The organism is Kitasatospora sp. NPDC093806 (assembly GCF_040683335.1).
GTDB lineage: Bacteria > Actinomycetota > Actinomycetes > Streptomycetales > Streptomycetaceae > Kitasatospora.
The window spans coordinates 1-16,991 of sequence record NZ_JBFBDO010000048.1 but is presented as its reverse complement, the minus strand read 5'-3'; the positions used below and the strand labels follow the sequence as shown (position 1 = coordinate 16,991).

The following is a 16,991-nucleotide window of genomic DNA, read 5'->3' as shown; positions in this document are numbered from 1 at the left end:
TTCCCTCAGAGGTCAGACGGCCTGGGGCGGCGTGGGGGCGAGGACGGCGAGGACGCGAAGCAGCGGGCGGCCGGTGGTCAGCAGCGAGTCGGCGATGCCGGCGAGCCGTTGCTTGGTGCGCTCGCCAGCCAGGGTCGGCTGTTCCCAGGCGCCGAGGCGGAGCCGGTAGTTCTCGATCGGTTCGCGCAGTGGTTCGTCCCAGGCCTCCCGGTGGTGTTCCAGGAACGCCTCCGCGCGCTTCAGAGCAGCGGGGATGCCGTCCTGCAGCCGCTCGACGGGCCAGTGCTTCAACGGGTTGGCCATGGTCGGACCGACGCCGGAGCGGCGGAGTATCGCGACCATGTCGTCGTCGACGGCCCCGTCCCGTGTCACCGCCATCCACTTGACCACCGTCGGCCGGCCGAGCGCATTGGAGTAGACGCCCTGGATCAGATACGTGGGCTCGGCGACGTCCGCGGTGACCACCAGTGCCTCCTGCCGCCCGAGGCGTACGAGCACCTTGTCGGTGAGCCACTCCACCACCGGGTGGAGGTCGGTGAGCAGGGAGATCTCCGGCCAACTGGAGGTGGAGGACTCGCGGGCGCGTTGCAGGGAGTGCTCGGCGAGGCGGCGGTTGAGGGTGACGAGCAGGCGTTCGCGCAGCCGCTGCTCGCGGACGTAGTCGAGCGGCAGCGCCTTGAGCCGGTGGACGAGATCAGCCGGCGGGCGGAAGGAGATCAGGCCGGACGTCTCGTCGCGGTCCAAGTCCAGGGTGCTCTGGGCGTCCGGGAAGACCTCGCGCAGGGCCTCGTCCAGGAACTCCCGGGTGGACGCGAACAGACGTGGGACGTCGGCGCGCGGCACGGATGTGTCCTCACCATCCGGCTCCTCACCGACCGAGCCGAAGAAGTCGGCGAGGAAGTCGTCCATACCGCCGGCCTCGTCGGCTTGCGGACAGTGCGCCTCCAGGGACTCCTCCACCGTGCGGCCGCGCAGCAGGTCCTGGATCAGCGACCGCTCCTCCGCTTCCGCGCGGTAGAGGCCGGTGACCGCCTCCGCCGTGCCGAGCTTCTGGTGGGCCTCGCGTTCGCGGTCGAGCAGGCGCTCGGCGACGAGCGTGTCGTCCTTGGCACCCTCGACCTCGCTGGTGAGGATCAGGGCGCGGAACTCGGGGGAGCGGGCCTGGCCGTAACGGTCGATACGGCCGTTGCGCTGCTCGATGCGGATCAGCGACCAGGGCACGTCGTAGTGCACCAGCTGGCTGCACTGGCGGTGGAGGTTGACGCCCTCGGACGCGACGTCGCCGGTGAGCAGGACGCGCACGGGGGTGTCGGCGAGGCCGAAGTCCTCGACGCACTGCATCTGCTGCTCGTCGCTGAGACCGCCGTGCATGATGCGGACGGCGGCTTGGGCTGCCCGGCCCTTGAATCCGAGCGCGGCGGGGAGGACGGAGTGCAGCCATTCCAGGGTCTGCACGCGCTCGGAGAAGACGACGACGCGGGTGTCGGAGCCCGGCCCCACACCGATCGCCCGCAACTCGGTGACGAGCGCGGCGAACTTCGCCGAGTCGGCGTCGGTCATTGCGCCGACCAGTTCCCGAAGCCGCAGAAGGGCGTCCCGTTCGGTGGCGACGGCCGACTGGACCTCCTTCTTCTCCAAGGTCTTGATCCGTGTCTCGACGGTGGCCTTCAGTGCAGCGCGCGAGGAGAGGAAGGACTTGAGCAGGGTGTAGGGGAACAGCGGTACGTCGCTGACCGACTTCCGGCCGTCGGACGGCAGCCAGACCTCGGCCAGCTCCTCGAAGATCTTCTCCTCGGCCGGTGTGGCCGAGCAGTGGACCGATCGGGAGGGGCCGCGGTCCGCCCACTGCCCTTTCATCTGTTCGCGGACCTCTTGGCTGATTTTGGTGCGGCGGATGAAGAGGTGCTCGATGTCCTCGGCCCGGTAGTTCTCCGGGTCGCGGATCGCCGCGGGGTCGAGCAGGCCGATGAGCTCGGCGAAGGATTTCGCGTCGCCGTTGTGGGGGGTGGCGGAGGCGAGGATCAGGGCGTCCGTGCGGGGGGCCAGGATCTGGGCGAGCTGGTTGCGCAGTGAGCCGCGGTTGATCAGGTTGTGCGATTCGTCGATGACGACCGCGTCCCAGCTGATCCGCTCCAGGTGGTGCTTGTACTGGTCGGTGTTCTTCAGAGTGTCGATCGAGACGATCACACGCTTGAAGTAGGTGAAGGGGTTGCGGCCCGCCGGGATCTCGCGCTGGATCCGCTCGATGCCGACCGAGTCCAGCCGGATCAGCGGGATCGCGAAACGCGTCCACAGCTCGTGCTGGAACTGCTCCAGGACGTGCTGCGGGGTGACGACCAGGATGCGGTCCCCACGTCCGCGCCGGATCAGTTCGGCGAGGGTGAGTCCGATCTCCAGGGTCTTGCCGAGGCCCACCACGTCGGCGATCAGCATCCGGGGCCGCAGGTTGCGTCCGGACAGCGCGAGCTGGGCCGGGCGCTGCTGGTAGGGGAGGGTGTCCAACAGGAATGAGTCGGCCAGGGCGAGCCCGCGCTCGGACTGAGGAAGGGCGGTCCGTCGCAGCACGGCCTCCAGGAAGAGGCGGGAGCGGCGGAAGTTCGGTGAGTCGTCGGCAACGAGCTTCGTCTGCCGGGGGTCGACCAACTCGATCTGGTCCAGTGCAGTGAGAAATACCGCCTCCTGGTCGCGGACGAAGTCCGAGACACCGACCACCTCGACCCGGGCACCGTCGTGCTCGGTGAGCGAGCTGTTCCGTACGAGCCACACTTCGTCCCGAACGAAGACCTGCGCGCCTGCCGGATACGGGTCCTCCGTGGTCCCGGTCGGTTCGGCGCTGCTCAGCTCGGGGGTCACCGGTTGCCTCCTGTGTTCATCGTGCTGTGTGGTGGTCGCGGTCGTCCTCGCGAGACAGTGCACCAGGTGAAGAGCTTACGGCGAGTGCGAGGAGAGGATCGGGCCTCGGTCAGAACGGGGCCTTGGCCGCGTAGACCTCGCGCAGCTGTTTGGCTGTGCGACGGGCCTGCAGGGATCGCCGGGACGCGCGAGGCGCTGATGCCGAGGTCGGGTCGGGCACCGGTCCAGGCGTGTCGGCGGGCGCGGCTGCTACCGCGGGGACGTCCTTGAGTGTCGGTGTGTAGCCGGGGCTCTTGTCCGGTGCGGGCCCCGGCGGCGGGACGACGGCCGGCGCGGGGGAGGAACCGGCAGGTGCTGGGGGCAGCACTGTGGTTGCATCGGCCGCGCCCGGGGCGGGGGCCTGAACGGCTTGGGCCGGCGCCCCGGTCCCGGGAGTCGGATGCGCTGCGGTCAGGGCTGTCAGCCGTCGGCGGGCCTGGGCGACCTTGAGGCCCTGGGCCTCGATGACGGCGCGGAACTCCTTGACCACGGACGGCAGGGACGGCCGGTCCTTGGCCTCGTGGGCCAGCATCGAGGCCAAGATCGGGGACAGCTCGGTCGGGACGCCGACCAGGTCCGGGGATGTGTCCGGATCGGTGACCATGTGGAAGAGCACATGGACATTGGCCGCCTGGTACGGGTACCGGCCGGTCAGCGCGAAGAGGAGGACCGCGCCCAGCGCGTACGCGTCGACCGCCTCCGTGAGCGGCTTCACACCGTTGGCCTGTTCCGGTGCCATGCACATGGGAGTGCCGACGACCGTGTTCGGGGCGGTGAGCGATGAACCCGACTCGGCGAACACCGCGAGGCCGAAATCGATGATCTTGGGGCCGTTGGGCCCCAGCAGGACATTCGCCGGCTTGAGGTCCCGGTGCAGCAGCCCTTGTTTGTGTACCAGGGTAAGGGCCTCGGCGAGAGTCGCACCGAGCGAGGCCACCAGGACGGCGGGGAGCGGGCCGTAGGCGTCCACGTGCCTTCGGAGATCGGCGCCCTCCACATACTCCGTGGCCAGCCACGGTGGTTCCGCCTCGGGATCCGCGTCAAGGAAGGCCGCGACCCGGTTTCCCCAGACGGTCTTGAGGACCTCGATCTCCTGGGCGAAGCGCATCCGGGTCTCCGAATCGACCAGGGACGGCTTGATCACCTTGACCGCGGCCTGTTCTCCGCCAGGGGACTCGCCCAGGTACACCTGGCCCATGCCCCCCTGCCCGATCCGGGCGAGGAGTTCGAAGCCACCGATCTCGGGCGGGTCCTCGGGGCTCAGGGGAGTCGTCGTGTGCACGCCCATCCTCGTCATGGTGCTGATCGGAGATATCTTGTGGCCACCGTAGTGGACCTTGTTTGCTCAAGCGGGTGGATCGGGAGGTGCGGTTTCGTGGCCGGCAGCTCGGCGCGGCTCACATGGCGCACCTGGTGCGAAGCATGCGGAGCGTTGCCCGTCGCATGCACGAGGTGACCCTCAGCGGGATCGCCGTCGCTGTCGCACAGTGCCTCCTGGAGGGCGACAGTGATGAAGTCCTCGAACAGCTTGTTCATGTCGAGCAGGAAGCCGCTGGTGCGGACGTCGCCTGTGGGGTGCTCCACCGACCTGCCGTGCAGGATGGCAGCGGCGAGGTGTAGCGCCGGTTGGTAATGGGCATCGAGTCGTGACGGTTTCCAGTCGGGCAGCGGCTGACCAGGCACCAGGCGGGCTGCTTCCGTCAACCGTGCGTGCTGGTGCAGCAGCCGGTGGCACACGGCTGGGTCGACGCCTGGCCAACGCGGCAGGCGCTCGGTGGCGGCGCGGAGCAGGCGGTTCTCGGTCGTGTCGACGGTGAACTCGTCGTACGTGATCTCCAACGGGAGCATCGTGCCGTGACGGCGGCGGATCTGGTCGCCCCCGCGGATGCGGCCCCGTGCGACCGGGCTGCTCTCGTCAGTGGCCCGGTAGCCCTTGAGTGTTCCTCTGCGGAGGGTGATGCGGAGGAGATGCTCGAACGTGTGGGCAATGGCAGGCAGTAATTCATTCTGCTCGGCCCGCTTCACCGCGTCGTCTCGCCGTCCCCTGGGGTCGAGGGCGTAGCCGGCCAGAAGAGCCGTGTGATCCGTCGCTTGGGGGTGATGCGTAGGACTGTGGGTGTGCGTGGAGCAGGTTGCTCGGTACCTGACCGGGGTGGCCAGTCAGATGGTGGAGCAGGGCTTCGTGGACGGGGTGTTTACGGCCGCCGCGCTGGAGGAAGCCCATTTTGCCTGTGACCTGTGGCTGCGTTGCCTCGCCGAACGGTGCAGAGACCTCCAGTAGCCTTGGCTGATCCGTTGATGAGATCGGGTAAGGGCGGAGTTGCTGGGGCAGGTTTGTGGAGCCAGTGGGCCGGCCACGGTCGGGGTTGGGCCTTGGCTCGGGTCCCGGCGTGACCGTCGCGCGGTGGCCGGTCAGTGAGTGGTCCCCTCCGGGGTGTGGAGGTCGGTGGGGCGGGTCGCGGCGGGGAGCAGGGCGCGCAGGGCGTGGGCGGTGGTGGCGGCGGGCAGGGCGGGTTGGGGGTGGTCGAGGACCTGTTCGGGCAGGGCGGGGACGTGGACGAAGCCGCCGCGGGTGGTGGGGCGTTCGGTGGCGAGCAGGTGCATCAGGGCGTAGAAGACGTGGTTGCAGACGAAGGTCCCGGCGCTGTGGGAGAGCGAGGCCGGCAGGCCGGCCGCCCGGACGGCGGCCACGCACGCCTTGACCGGCAGGGTGGCGAAGTAGGCGGTGGGGCCGCCGGGGACGACGGGCCGGTCGATCGGCTGCCGGCCCGCGTTGTCCGGGATCCGGGCGTCGTCGAGGTTGACGGCTGTCCGCTCGACGGTGATGTCGGGGCGGCCGGTGGCCTGGCCGAGGCAGACCACCAGGTCGGGGTCGGTGTCGCGGACCGCCGCGCGGAGTTCGTCGGCCGCCCGGTCGAAGACGCAGCTCAGTCGGACGGGGGTGACGTGCAGTCCCTCGGGCGGTCGGTCGGCGACGAGGCGGGCGACCTCCCAGGACGGGTTGAGGGTGGCACCGTCGAACGGTTCGAAGCCGGTGAGCAGGACCCGGGTCATGGGTGGGGAGGGCCTTTCCGGTCAGAAGGCGAAGAGCGCCATGATGGCGATGTTGCACACCAGCAGGGCGCCCGCGGTGGGGAGTTGGGCCTTGATCGGCCCGTACTGGTCCTTGAGTTCGAGCAGGGCGGCCGGGACCAGGTTGTAGTTGGCGGCCATCGGGGTGACGAGGGTGCCGCAGAAGCCGGCCAGCATGCCCACGGCCAGGACGACCGCCGGGTTGCCGTGTTCCTGGGCGATCAGGACGGGCCAGCCGATGGCGGCGGTCATGACGGGGAAGGCGGCGAAGGCGTTGCCCATGATGATGGTGAACAGGGCCATGCCGAGGCAGTACACCGCCACCGCCGCGTACGGGTTGCCGTCGGGCAGGAAGTGCGTGGTGATCCTGCCGACCTGGGTGCCGACCCCGGCGGCCTGGAAGATCGAGCCGAGCACGGCGAGGAGTTGGGGCAGCAGGAGGGTCCAGCCCATGGCCTCCACCAGGGTGCGGCCGGCGTGCAGAGCGGTGACGGGGTTGCGCTCGCGGGTGAGGACGAGGCCGACGGCCAGGGCGACGAGCGTGCCGATGCCGAGTCCGAGCAGGGCCTCGCCGCCGGACGGGAGCAGCAGGCTGTCGCCGATGTGCACGCCCTTGAGGAGGGTGGCGCAGATCAGGGCGACCAGCGGCAGGGTCAGGGCGGGGATGAACAGCCGGCTGCCGAGGCGGGCGGCGGAGGCGGCGCGCTGTTCGGGGGTGGTCGTCCTGGGGGTGCCGCGGCCGGTGAAGCCGAGGCCGCCGAGACAGATCATGGCCAGCACGGCCACTCCCAGGGGCGCGGCGGGCGCGGTCTTGTCGGCGACGTACGTGCCGTAGACGAAGCTCGCGCCGAACAGGCCCCAGAAGGCGGCGCTGCCGAACCGCTTGGGGTTGCTGCGGTCGGCCGCCATCTGCGCGGCCATCGTGAGGAAGACGGCGCCGACGAGCCAGTACAGCCATTCGACCTTGATCACTTGCTCTCCTCCGGGGTGCGGGAGCCGGCGGGGGCGGCAGGGGCGGCAGGGGCGGCGGGGGTGAGGGCCGGGTCGTCGGACGTGGCGGGCGCGGCGGCCTGGTCCCGGGCGAGGACGGCGTCCAGGCGCAGCAGGCGCAGACCGTGGATGACGGTGGCGCAGATCGCGGTCGGGATGGCCCACAGCGCGAGCTGCACCGGCTCCAGGCTGGTGTGGTAGGTCGCGTTGACGAAGCCGGTGATCAGCAGGACCGAGCCGATGGCGAGGAAGCAGTCCTCGCCGAAGAACAGGCCGACGGTGTCGGCGCTGGCGGCGAAGGAGCGCAGGCGTTCGCGGGCCCGCTCGGTGAGGGTGCCGTGGCGGCGCTCGACGGCGGCCTCCGCCATCGGCACGATCATCGGCCGCACCGCCTGGGCCTGGCCGCCGAGCGCGGTGATCCCGAGGGCGGCGGCGAGCTGGCGGACCACCATGTAGGCCGCGAGCACCCGGCCCGCGCTGATCCTGGCGAGCCGGTTCATCAGGGTGCGGGCCTGGTCCTGCAGGCCGTGGCGTTCGACCAGGCCGATGACCGGCAGGGTGACGGCGAACAGGGTCACCGAGCGGCTGGAGGCGAAGCCCGTCCCGAACGCCTCCAGGACCTTCAGCGGGCTCATCCCGCCCAGCAGGCCGGTGGCGACGCCGGCGGTGCCGACGACGAGGAGCGGACTTCGTCGGGTGGCGAATCCGGCCACCACGATGAGGATGCCGACAAGAACGATCATGTTCCTGGCCGCCTTTCGGAGGGGTCCACGCCGTGCGCGCGGTGTTCTGCGACGTCACGGGCGGGGGAGGAACCGGCCTGATGGGCCGCTACCTCACAGGGGATTGCCGAGAGGGTAGGGGATTGTGGAACAATCCGACAAGAGTTCCGACAGGGTTCGGTCCTGACGGGACGTAGGGCGTCAGGAGGCAGGACTTGACCGGGGTTTTCGACGCACTCGCGGCCGACCGGGGCCGGCTCGAACGCGCCAGCGCCGCCCAGCGGGTGGCCGAGGTGCTGCGCGAGCACATCACCGAGGGCCGGCTCGCCCCCGGAACGCGGCTGTCGGAGGAGGCGCTGGGCGACGCGCTCGCGGTGTCGCGCAACACGCTCCGCGAGGCGTTCCGGCAGCTGGCCGACCAGCGCCTGGTCGTCCACGAGATGAACCGCGGGGTGTTCGTCCGGATCCTCGAACCGGCGGACGTCGTCGACATCTACATCCTGCGGCTGGCCCTGGAGATGGCCGGCGTGCGGGCGCTGCGCAGCGCGGCGCCGGAGCGCCTGGCCGCGGTGCGGGCCGCGCTGATGCGGGCGGAGGCCGCCGAACTGCTGGACGACTGGGCCGCCGTCGGCACCGCCGACCTGCACTTCCACCAGGCCGTCGCCGGGCTGGCCGGCAGCGGGCGGATCGACGAGTGCATGGCGCGGCTGATGGCCGAACTGCGGCTGGCCTTCGCCGCCGTCCCGTCCGCGCGCGGGCTGCACGAACCGTTCCTGCGCCGCAACCAGACGCTCGCCGGGCTGCTGGAGTCCGGCGAGATCGACGACGCCGAGGTCGAGTTGACCGGGTACCTGGACGACGCGCGCGCGGTGATCGTCCAGGCGATGACGGAGCGCGGGCGGTCCGGCCCGGGTGGCGGGTACCTCCCTGGGGGTGGGCAGTGACCGCCCAGGAGCCGGCCCCGGAGCCGGTGATCGATCTGAACGCCGACCTCGGTGAGGGCTTCGGGCGCTGGACGCTGACCGACGACGAGGCGCTGCTGTCCGTCGTCACCAGCGCCAACGTCGCCTGCGGCTTCCACGCCGGGGACCCGTCCACCATGCGCCGGGTCTGCGCCCTCGCCGCCGAGCGCGGCGTCCGGATCGGCGCCCAGGTCTCCTACCGCGACCTGGCCGGCTTCGGGCGGCGCGCGATGGACGTCCCCCCGGACGAGCTGGCCGACGAAGTCGCCTACCAGATCGGCGCGTTGCAGGTGTTCGCGCGTGCCGCCGGCGCCGAGGTCGACTACGTCAAGCCGCACGGCGCGCTGTACAACCGCACGGTGCACGACGAGGAGCAGGCCGAAGCGGTGGTGCGCGGCATCCGGCTGGCCCTCCCCGGCGCACCAGGCACACCGGGGCCACCGGGCCCGCCGGTGCTCGGGCTCCCCGGTTCGCGGCTGCACGAGGCGGCCCGGCGGGCCGGACTGCCGGTGGTCGCCGAGGCGTTCGGCGACCGCGCCTACACCCCGGAGGGCGCGCTGCTCTCCCGCCGGGAGCCGGGCGCGGTCGTCCACGACCCCGACGCCGTGGTCCGCCGCTCGGTCGGCATCGCCCGCGACGGCCTGGTCACCGCGCACACCGGCGACCGGATCCGGCTGCGCGCCCGCTCGCTGTGCCTGCACGGCGACACCCCCGGCGCCGCGGACAACGCCCGCCGCGTCCGGACGGCGCTGCGCGCGGCCGGGGTGCGCGTCGAGGCGTTCACATGAGAGTGCTGCGGGTCGGCCCGCACGCCCTGCTGGTCGAACTCGCCGACGCCGGCCGGACCGCCGCCCTGCACGCCGAACTCCTGCGCAGACGCGCGTCGTTCGGGCTGCCGCCGGTGGCCGAGATCGTCCCGGCCGAGCGGACCGTGCTGCTCGACGGGGTCGCGGACCCGCCCGCGCTGGCCGCCGAACTGGCCGGCTGGCGGGTGCCGCCCGCCCCGGAACCGTCCGGTCCGGTGGTGACCGTCCCGGTCCGCTACGACGGCGCGGACCTCGCGGAGGTCGCCGCGCTCTGGGGCGTCGCGGCGGACGCCGTCGCGCGCATCCACGCCGCGACCGAGTTCCGGGTCGCCTTCAACGGGTTCGCCCCCGGCTTCGGCTACCTCACCGGCCTCGCCGAGCGGTACCACGTCCCCCGGCGGGCGGAGCCCCGCAGCGCCGTCCCGGCCGGCTCGGTCGCCCTGGCCGGCCCGTACACCGGTGTCTACCCGCGCTCGTCCCCGGGCGGCTGGCAGCTGATCGGCCGCACCGACGCCGCACTGTGGGACGCCGCGCGCGAGCCCGCGGCCCTGTTCGCCCCGGGGACGCGGGTGCGGTTCGTCATCGCGGACGCGTGAGCGCGGACACGTGATCGTGGAAGCGTGGCCGGGGAAACGTGGCCGGGGAAGCGTGATCGGGAAAGCGTGAGCGGAGGAGCATGATCGGGGAAGCCCTGACCGAATCGGCGAGCGGAGCAGCAGTGACCGGAGCGGACGTACCCGGGCGGGACGGTCCCGGAGGAGCCGTGACCGTCCTCGGCGCGGGCCTGCTGACGACCGTCCAGGACCTCGGCCGCCCGGGGCACGCCCACCTCGGCGTGCCGTGCTCCGGCGCGCTCGACCGGCCGTCCCACCGGCTGGCCAACCGGCTGGTCGGCAACCCCGCCGGGGCGGCCGCCCTGGAGACCACGGTGCTCGGCTGCGCCGTCCGCGCGGACCGGCCGGTGACGGTGGCCGTGACCGGGGCGCCCTGCGCCGTCCGGGTGGACGGCCGGCCCGCCGCCTGGGGAGCGCCGGTCCGGCTGCCCGCCGGGGCGCGGCTCGACGTCGGCCCCGCGACCCGGGGGGTGCGCAGCTACCTCGCCTTCGCGGGCGGGATCGCCGCCGACCCGGTCCTCGGCAGCCGTTCGACCGACCTGCTCTCCGGGCTGGGCCCCGCGCCGCTGTCCGCCGGGGACCGGCTGCCGCTCGGCGTCCCGGCGGGCCCGACGGCCGGGGCGGACGTGCTGCCCTGGGCGGCCCCGCCGACCCGGCTGGTGCTGCCGCTGCTGCTCGGCCCGCGCGACGACTGGTTCACCGCCGGGGCCCTCGACTCCCTCGCGCGCGCCGCCTACCGCGTCTCGACGACCAGCAACCGGATCGGCCTGCGGCTGGACGGCCCGCCGCTGGAGCGCGCCCGGGCGGGCGAACTGCCCAGCGAGGGGATGGTGTTGGGCGCCGTCCAGGTGCCGCCCGACGGGCGCCCGGTGGTGTTCCTCGCCGACCACCCGACCACCGGCGGCTACCCGGTCATCGGCGTGGTCCCCGCCGCGGCGCTGGCCGCCGCCGCCCAGGCGGCCCCGGGGACGCCGGTCCGCTTCGCCCCCGTCCGGCCGCGCTGACGGGCGGCGGCGCGGCGGGGCGGGCGCGCTTCCGGCCGGACGGGCCCGCGCCGTCCCGCTGACGCGACGTCTATCACTTGTCTACCGGGGATTCCTACGGTCGGGCCTTCGGCAAGTCCCGCCCTGCTCAGAAGGATTCCCAATGATCGACCCGGCCGCGCCGTCGCGCGGTGAAACACCCCGGACCGACACCGCCTGGATCGGCGACGATCCGCGCTTCACCGAACTGCGAGCCGCCTACCGCAGGTTCGTCTTCCCGGTGACGGCGGCGTTCCTGCTCTGGTTCCTGGCGTACGTCCTCTGCTCGGCCTACGCCCGCGGCTTCATGGCGACCAAGGTCGTCGGCAACGTCAACGTCGCCCTGGTCTTCGGACTGCTGCAGTTCGTCTCGACCTTCGGCATCGCCCTGGCCTACGGCCGGTTCGCCGCCCGGCGGCTGGACCCGCTGGCCGAGGCCCTGCGCGCCACGGCGGCGGCCCAGGCTCCGACCGCCCGCGCCACCGACCAGGAACCGACGGAGACCCAGGCATGACCCACCACCTTCCCCTCCCGCTCGCCACAGCGGCACAGTCCGCCTCCGCCTCGAACAAGGGCCTGACCGTCGGCCTGTTCATCGCCCTGGTGGCGGTGACCCTCGTCATCACCCTGCTCGCCCGGCGGAGCACCCGGGGCACCGGCGGCTTCTACACCGGCGGCGGCCAGTTCTCCGCGCTGCAGAACGGGATCGCGATCTCGGGCGACTACCTGTCCGCGGCCTCCTTCCTCGGCATCGCCGGGATCATCGCGCTCTCCGGCTACGACGGCTTCCTCTACTCGATCGGCTTCCTGGTCGCCTGGCTGGTCGCCCTGCTGATGGTCGCCGAACTGCTGCGCAACACCGGGCGGTTCACCATGGCCGACGTGCTGGCCGCGCGGCTGCGCAGCGGGCCGATGCGGACCGCCGCCGGGGTGTCGACCATCGTGGTCTCGGTCTTCTACCTGATCGCGCAGATGGTCGGCGCGGCGACCATCGTCGGGCAGCTGCTCGACGTCAAGGGCGCCTCCGCGCAGATCTGGACCATCGCCGGGGTTGGCGCCCTGATGATCGTCTACGTCGTGGTCGGCGGGATGAAGGGCACCACCTGGGTGCAGATCGTCAAGGCGGTGCTGCTGATCGCCGGCGCGGCCACGATGACCCTGTGGGTCCTGGCGAAGTACGGGTTCGACCTCAGCCACCTGCTCGGGGACGCCGCCGCGGCGTCCAAGAAGGGCGACGCGTTCCTCCAGCCCGGCCTGAAGTACGGGGCGACCGACGGCTGGTCGAAGCTCGACCTGGTCAGCCTCGGCACCGCGCTGGTACTGGGCACCGCGGCGCTCCCGCACGTACTGGTCCGCTTCTACACCGTCCCGACCGGCCGCGACGCGCGCAAGTCGGTGAACTGGGCGATCGGCATCATCGGGGTCTTCTACCTGATGACCCTGGTGCTCGGCTTCGGCGCGGCCGCGCTGGTCGGCACGGCGACGATCAAGGAGAAGGACCCGTCCGGCAACACTGCCGCCACCCTGCTGGCCGAACACCTCGGCGGCGGCGCGGGCAGCACCGGCGGCTCCCTGATGCTCGCCTTCATCGCGGCGGTGGCGTTCGCCACCATCCTCGCGGTGGTCGCCGGGCTCACTCTGACCTCGTCCTCCTCCTTCGCCCATGACCTGTACGCCAACGTCATCCGCAAGGGCCGGGCGACGGAGCAGCAGGAGGTGGTCACGGCGAAGGTCGCCGCCGTGGTCATCGGCGCGGTCGCGGTCGCCCTGTCGATCTTCGCCCGGGACCTCAACGTGGCCTTCCTGGTGGCGCTGGCCTTCGCCATCGCGGCCTCGGCCAACCTGCCGGCGATCTTGCTGACGCTGTTCTGGAAGCGCTTCACCACCTTCGGCGCCAAGTGCGGCATCTACGCGGGCCTGGTCGCCTCGATCGGCCTGGTGCTGCTCTCCCCGATCTGCTGGGGCGGCGCGAGCGACACCGTCCACGCGGTGAAGCTGACGGCCGCCCAGGCGAAGACCTGCGGGGTGGAGGCGTCCGACCAGCGGGTCGGCAACGCCACGGCGCTGTTCTCCTGCACCACCACCGCGCCGGTCCCGCTGCAGAACCCGGGCATCGTCTCGATCCCGGTCGGGTTCGCGGTCGCGGTCCTCGGCTCCCTGGCCGGCGGCCGCCGTCGCGGCCGCCGGACCGAGGAGGCCGACCGCCGCGCCTTCGCGGAGCTAGAGGTCCGCGCGCTCACCGGCGTGGGGCGGTGAACCGTGCGACCGGGCTCCAACCTCGACGAGTTCCTCGCCGACCTCGCGCGCTACGCCGCCGCGGAGGTCCTGACCGCCCAGCTCACCGCGGACACCCTCCGCAAGTACCTGCGGGCCGGGCTGATCGTCCCGGCGGACCTGTGCGCCGGTGACGTCGACGGCTACGCGCAGCGGCTGCTGCACGCCGGACGGACGCACTCCGTGGTGGCCCTGACCTGGCTGCCCGGACAGTCCACCCCGATCCACGACCACATCTCCTGGTGCGTGTCGGGCGTGGTCGAGGGCGTCGAGGTGGACGAGGCGTACCGGCTGTGGCGGCTCCACGGGTCCGGCCGCCGGGTCCTGGTGCCCGAAGGCCGGACCACCTGCTCTCCGGGCCGGGTGCAGCTCCTGACCCCGCCCGACGAGGACATCCACCGGGTGTCCAACGGCGGCCCCGGCCGCGCCGTCTCCCTGCACGTCTACGGCGCGGACATCTCCCCGAACGGGGGCAGCTCGATCAACCGCGTCTTCGGCCACGAAGTCGTCGACACCCCACCACCCGGCGCCCGCCCCATCACCTGGCGCACCCCCGACCCCCTGCCCCGCTGACCCGCCGACCCCACCCCGACGGGCCGTCCACCCCGGACGGCCCGTCGCTCATGGGGGCCCGCAGGGCGGTTTCAAGGCCGCCACCGTGGCGAGCGGCGCCGGTCCACGCCCCTGACCAGGGGGTTCGCGTCGCCGTGGGTCCGGCCCGGGGGGCGGGGGCGGTTGTGAGGTGAGCCACCGTGCAGGGCGGTAGCGTTCTGTGGAGCTGGCATGTACGCTGCGTGTTGCTGGTTGAAAACCATGCGGGCCTGGTCGCCGCTCCGTGGGGGGAGTCACGTCCAGGCCCGGTCGCCGGCCAGGGGCCCGGTTGCGCTCGTGGGGGAGCTTCAACCGGGCCTGTCGGCCTGCTGTCATAAGGTATGCCCGGCCGGAGGGCGTTTCAGTCCACCAGCGGGGGAGGGAAGTTCGTGGGCGCGGGCGCGGGCCGGACGGTCGCGGTGCTGGGTGGGGGTGTCGCGGGGCTGACCGCGGCGATGGAACTGGCCGAGCGCGGGTACGCGGTGACGGTGGTGGAGCCGGCCGGGTGGGGTGGCAAGGCACGCAGCACCTCGGTGCCGGGGACCGGGACGCGGGGGCGGCTGGACCTTCCCGCGGAGCACGGGTTCCGGTTCTTCCCGGGGTTCTACCGCAGCCTGCCGGACACCATGCGGCGGATACCGTTCGAGCGGGACGGCCGGCGGCAGCGCGACGGCGTGCTCGGGAACCTGCGGGAGGCGCCGCAGTTCCTGTCGGCGCGGTCCGGGCGGGTGAACGAGGTGCTCAGCGAGGTGGCGCCGCTGTCGGGGCCGCGCACGCCGCTGCAGATCCTGTGGGCGCTGGGCGTCGGCCCGCGGCCGGGCCGCGGCCTCGACGAGGAACTGCTGTACTTCGCCAACCGCATGACGGTCTACCTCACCAGCAGCACCGAACGCCGCCTCGGCCAGTGGGAGCACACCTCGTGGTGGGACTTCACCGCCGCCGAGGGGGCCTCCGAGGAGTACCGCAAGACCTGCGTGGTGGGCCTGACCCGGACCGTCGTCGCGGCCCGCGCGGAGGTGGGGAGCGCCCACACGGTGGGCGGGTACCTGGAGGCGATGGCCCTCGGCTTCCTCGGTCGGGGCGAGTCCGCGCCCGCCGACCGGGTGCTCAACGCCCCCACCAGCACCGCCTGGATCGATCCGTGGACGGAGTACCTGACCGGCCTCGGCGTCCGCCTCGAACTCGGCTGGCGGGCCGAGCGCCTGGACGTCCGCGGCGGGCGCGTCCGGAAGGTGCTGCTGCGCGGACGACACGGCGGGCGCCGCGAGCTGACGGCCGACTGGTACGTCTGCGCGCTGCCCGTGCACCGGGTCGGCGCGCTGCTGGCACGGGGTCTGGCCGAGGCCGACCCGATCCACGCCGACCTGGCCGCGCTGCGCACCGACTGGATGGTCGGCCTGCAGTTCTACCTGACCGAGCCGACCCCGGTGGTCCGCGGCCACGCCCTCTACCCGGACTCGCCGTGGGCGCTGACCTCGGTCAGCCAGGCGCAGTTCTGGGACGTCGACTTCCGCGCCACCTACGGGGACGGCACGGTGGCGGACTGCCTGTCGGTGGACGTCTCCGACTGGGACACGCCGGGCGTCCGCTACGGCAAGCCGGCCCGGGAGTGCACCCGCGCCGAGGTGGCCGCCGAGGTGTGGGCGCAGCTCGGCGAAGCGCTCGACGACGGGCGGACGGCCGTCCTGCACCCCGGCCTGCTGCACTCCTGGCACCTGGACCCGGCGGTCACCGGGCTCGACGGGCCCGGCCCGGCCCGCAACGACGAACCGCTGCTGATCAACACCAAGGGCTCCTGGCAGCGGCGGCCCCGGGCGGCCACCGCCGCGGCGAACCTGTTCCTGGCCGGGGACTACGTCCGCTGCCCGGTCAACCTGGCCACCATGGAGGGCGCCGACCAGGGCGGGCGGCTGGCGGTGAACGCCCTGCTGCGGGCGGCCGGAGACCCGGCCGACCCGGCCGAGGTGTACCCGCTGTACGACCCGCCGGAGCTGCGCCGGCTCAAGGAGGTGGACGCCGAACTGTTCCGCCAGGGGCGGCCGCACATCCTCGACACACCGGCCCCGTGGGCGGACCGGCGGCCGGTCAGCGCGAACGCGTCCCGATGAGCTCGCGGACGGCGTGCAGGTCGAGCAGGGCCTCGGCGTCCGCGCCGGGCCGTTCGCCCAGTTCCGCGAGCCACCGCGCGGCGGACCGCAGATGGGTGTCGGCGCGCTCGCGCACCCAGCGGCGGCCGCCGGCCCGCGCCACCAGCTCCGCGAGCAGCGCGCCCTCCCCGGCCGGGTCCGGGCCGGGCGGGGCCGCGTAGCGGCGGGCCAGCTCCTCGCCGGCGGCGGTCCCGGACGCCAGCGCGGCCACCACCGGCGTCGACATCTTGCGCGCCCGCAGGTCCGCGAAGACCGGCTTCCCGGTGACCTCGCCGTCCCCCCAGATGCCCAGCAGGTCGTCCACCAACTGGAAGGCCATGCCCAGGTCCTGGCCGAAGGCGGCGAACCGCGCGGTGTCCGCTGGGCCGGCCCCGCCGTACAGGGCGCCGAGCCGGCCGGCGAGCGAGAACAGCGAGGCGGTCTTCCCGGCGACCATCTCCAGGCACTCCTCGACCCCGACCCGGGACCGCTGTTCGAACAGCACGTCCAGCCCCTCGCCGACCGCCAGCCGGATCAGGGTGTCCAGCAGCGCCTCGGCGGCCTCCGGGGCGAGCCGCGGATCGCCGCTCCCGCCCGAGAACGCCTCGAAGGCGAGCAGCAGCAGGGCGTCGGCCGCCCGGGTCGCGGAGGCCGCGCCGAACACCTGCCAGGCGGCCGCGCGGTGGCGGCGGACGGCGTCGCCGTCCAGCACGTCGTCGTACAGCAGCGAGAGGTTGTGCACCAGCTCCACGGCGGCGGCCGCCGGGACCGCCGCCGCCGGGTCCCCGCCGACGGCGCGCGCGGACAGCAGGGTCAGGGCGGCGCGCACGCACTTGCCGCCGTGGCGCCCGTCCGGCGCGGAACCGTCGGCCGGCCGGCCGAGATGGTAGGCGGCGAACCCCCCGCGCCGCCGGCCCAGC

The 16,991-nt window shown here is 73.0% G+C and carries 15 protein-coding genes; 8 read left to right on the top strand and 7 right to left on the bottom strand.

Annotated features, from left to right (window positions below):
- Positions 1-12: 12 nt before the first annotated feature.
- The 6 genes from AB0N76_RS22290 to AB0N76_RS22265 all read right to left on the bottom strand — a co-directional run bounded on the left by AB0N76_RS22290 (position 13) and on the right by AB0N76_RS22265 (position 7,697).
- Entirely contained in the window at positions 13-2,853 is a 2,841-nt protein-coding gene (locus AB0N76_RS22290) for a DEAD/DEAH box helicase (protein WP_363559453.1), read from the bottom strand.
- A 109-nt stretch (positions 2,854-2,962) separates the two neighbouring features.
- Positions 2,963-4,180: a serine/threonine-protein kinase gene (locus tag AB0N76_RS22285; protein WP_363559451.1), complete on the bottom strand. Its 1,218-nt coding sequence runs from the start codon at positions 4,178-4,180 to the stop codon at positions 2,963-2,965.
- 5 nt (positions 4,181-4,185) lie between these two features.
- On the bottom strand, positions 4,186-4,917 hold the full coding sequence (locus AB0N76_RS22280; RefSeq protein ID WP_363559449.1) for a hypothetical protein: 732 nt from the start codon (positions 4,915-4,917) through the stop codon (positions 4,186-4,188).
- Positions 4,918-5,304: 387 nt separating this feature from the next.
- Positions 5,305-5,946: a pyroglutamyl-peptidase I gene (pcp, locus tag AB0N76_RS22275; protein WP_363559447.1), complete on the bottom strand. Its 642-nt coding sequence runs from the start codon at positions 5,944-5,946 to the stop codon at positions 5,305-5,307.
- A 21-nt stretch (positions 5,947-5,967) separates the two neighbouring features.
- Entirely contained in the window at positions 5,968-6,936 is a 969-nt protein-coding gene (locus tag AB0N76_RS22270; protein WP_363559445.1) for a DUF979 domain-containing protein, read from the bottom strand.
- Positions 6,933-7,697, bottom strand: a complete 765-nt coding sequence (locus AB0N76_RS22265; RefSeq protein WP_363559443.1) for a DUF969 domain-containing protein — start codon at positions 7,695-7,697, stop codon at positions 6,933-6,935. The genes AB0N76_RS22270 and AB0N76_RS22265 overlap by 4 nt, the downstream gene beginning before the upstream one ends.
- Positions 7,698-7,891: 194 nt before the next feature.
- On the opposite strand from AB0N76_RS22265, the gene AB0N76_RS22260 reads away from it, so the two are divergent.
- From AB0N76_RS22260 to AB0N76_RS22225, 8 genes are all read left to right on the top strand, one after another.
- Positions 7,892-8,620: a GntR family transcriptional regulator gene (locus AB0N76_RS22260; protein WP_363559441.1), complete on the top strand. Its 729-nt coding sequence runs from the start codon at positions 7,892-7,894 to the stop codon at positions 8,618-8,620.
- Positions 8,621-8,646: 26 nt separating this feature from the next.
- Positions 8,647-9,426: a 5-oxoprolinase subunit PxpA gene (locus tag AB0N76_RS22255; RefSeq protein WP_363559512.1), complete on the top strand. Its 780-nt coding sequence runs from the start codon at positions 8,647-8,649 to the stop codon at positions 9,424-9,426.
- Complete coding sequence (locus AB0N76_RS22250; RefSeq protein WP_363559439.1) at positions 9,423-10,040, top strand: allophanate hydrolase subunit 1; 618 nt, start codon at positions 9,423-9,425, stop codon at positions 10,038-10,040. The genes AB0N76_RS22255 and AB0N76_RS22250 overlap by 4 nt, the downstream gene beginning before the upstream one ends.
- Before the next feature lie 167 nt (positions 10,041-10,207).
- Positions 10,208-11,062: a biotin-dependent carboxyltransferase family protein gene (locus tag AB0N76_RS22245; protein WP_363559437.1), complete on the top strand. Its 855-nt coding sequence runs from the start codon at positions 10,208-10,210 to the stop codon at positions 11,060-11,062.
- 142 nt (positions 11,063-11,204) lie between these two features.
- Entirely contained in the window at positions 11,205-11,594 is a 390-nt protein-coding gene (locus tag AB0N76_RS22240; RefSeq protein ID WP_363559435.1) for a DUF485 domain-containing protein, read from the top strand.
- Complete coding sequence (locus AB0N76_RS22235; RefSeq protein ID WP_363559433.1) at positions 11,591-13,336, top strand: cation acetate symporter; 1,746 nt, start codon at positions 11,591-11,593, stop codon at positions 13,334-13,336. Before AB0N76_RS22240 ends, AB0N76_RS22235 begins: the two co-directional genes overlap by 4 nt.
- A 3-nt stretch (positions 13,337-13,339) precedes the next feature.
- Positions 13,340-13,927 carry a cysteine dioxygenase family protein gene (locus tag AB0N76_RS22230; RefSeq protein WP_363559431.1) on the top strand — a complete coding sequence of 196 codons (588 nt, stop codon included), beginning with the start codon at positions 13,340-13,342 and terminating at the stop codon, positions 13,925-13,927.
- Between the two features lie 407 nt (positions 13,928-14,334).
- Positions 14,335-16,053: an FAD-dependent oxidoreductase gene (locus tag AB0N76_RS22225; RefSeq protein ID WP_363559429.1), complete on the top strand. Its 1,719-nt coding sequence runs from the start codon at positions 14,335-14,337 to the stop codon at positions 16,051-16,053.
- Here the strand turns inward: AB0N76_RS22225 and AB0N76_RS22220 are convergent.
- Positions 16,031-16,991, bottom strand: a 961-nt coding sequence (locus tag AB0N76_RS22220; RefSeq protein ID WP_363559427.1) for a polyprenyl synthetase family protein, incomplete at its 5' end; no start/stop codon positions are given. The two genes, AB0N76_RS22225 and AB0N76_RS22220, sit on opposite strands and share 23 nt — an antisense overlap.

Excerpts from the sequence above, each read along its gene's own strand:
- AB0N76_RS22240 (WP_363559435.1), top strand. The coding sequence starts at position 11,205 with ATGATCGACCCGGCCGCGCCGTCGCGCGGTGAAACACCCCGGACCGAC.
- AB0N76_RS22265 (WP_363559443.1), bottom strand. The coding sequence starts at position 7,697 with ATGATCGTTCTTGTCGGCATCCTCATCGTGGTGGCCGGATTCGCCACC.
- AB0N76_RS22235 (WP_363559433.1), top strand. The coding sequence starts at position 11,591 with ATGACCCACCACCTTCCCCTCCCGCTCGCCACAGCGGCACAGTCCGCC.
- pcp (WP_363559447.1), bottom strand. The coding sequence starts at position 5,946 with ATGACCCGGGTCCTGCTCACCGGCTTCGAACCGTTCGACGGTGCCACC.
- AB0N76_RS22285 (WP_363559451.1), bottom strand. The coding sequence starts at position 4,180 with ATGGGCGTGCACACGACGACTCCCCTGAGCCCCGAGGACCCGCCCGAG.
- AB0N76_RS22250 (WP_363559439.1), top strand. The coding sequence starts at position 9,423 with ATGAGAGTGCTGCGGGTCGGCCCGCACGCCCTGCTGGTCGAACTCGCC.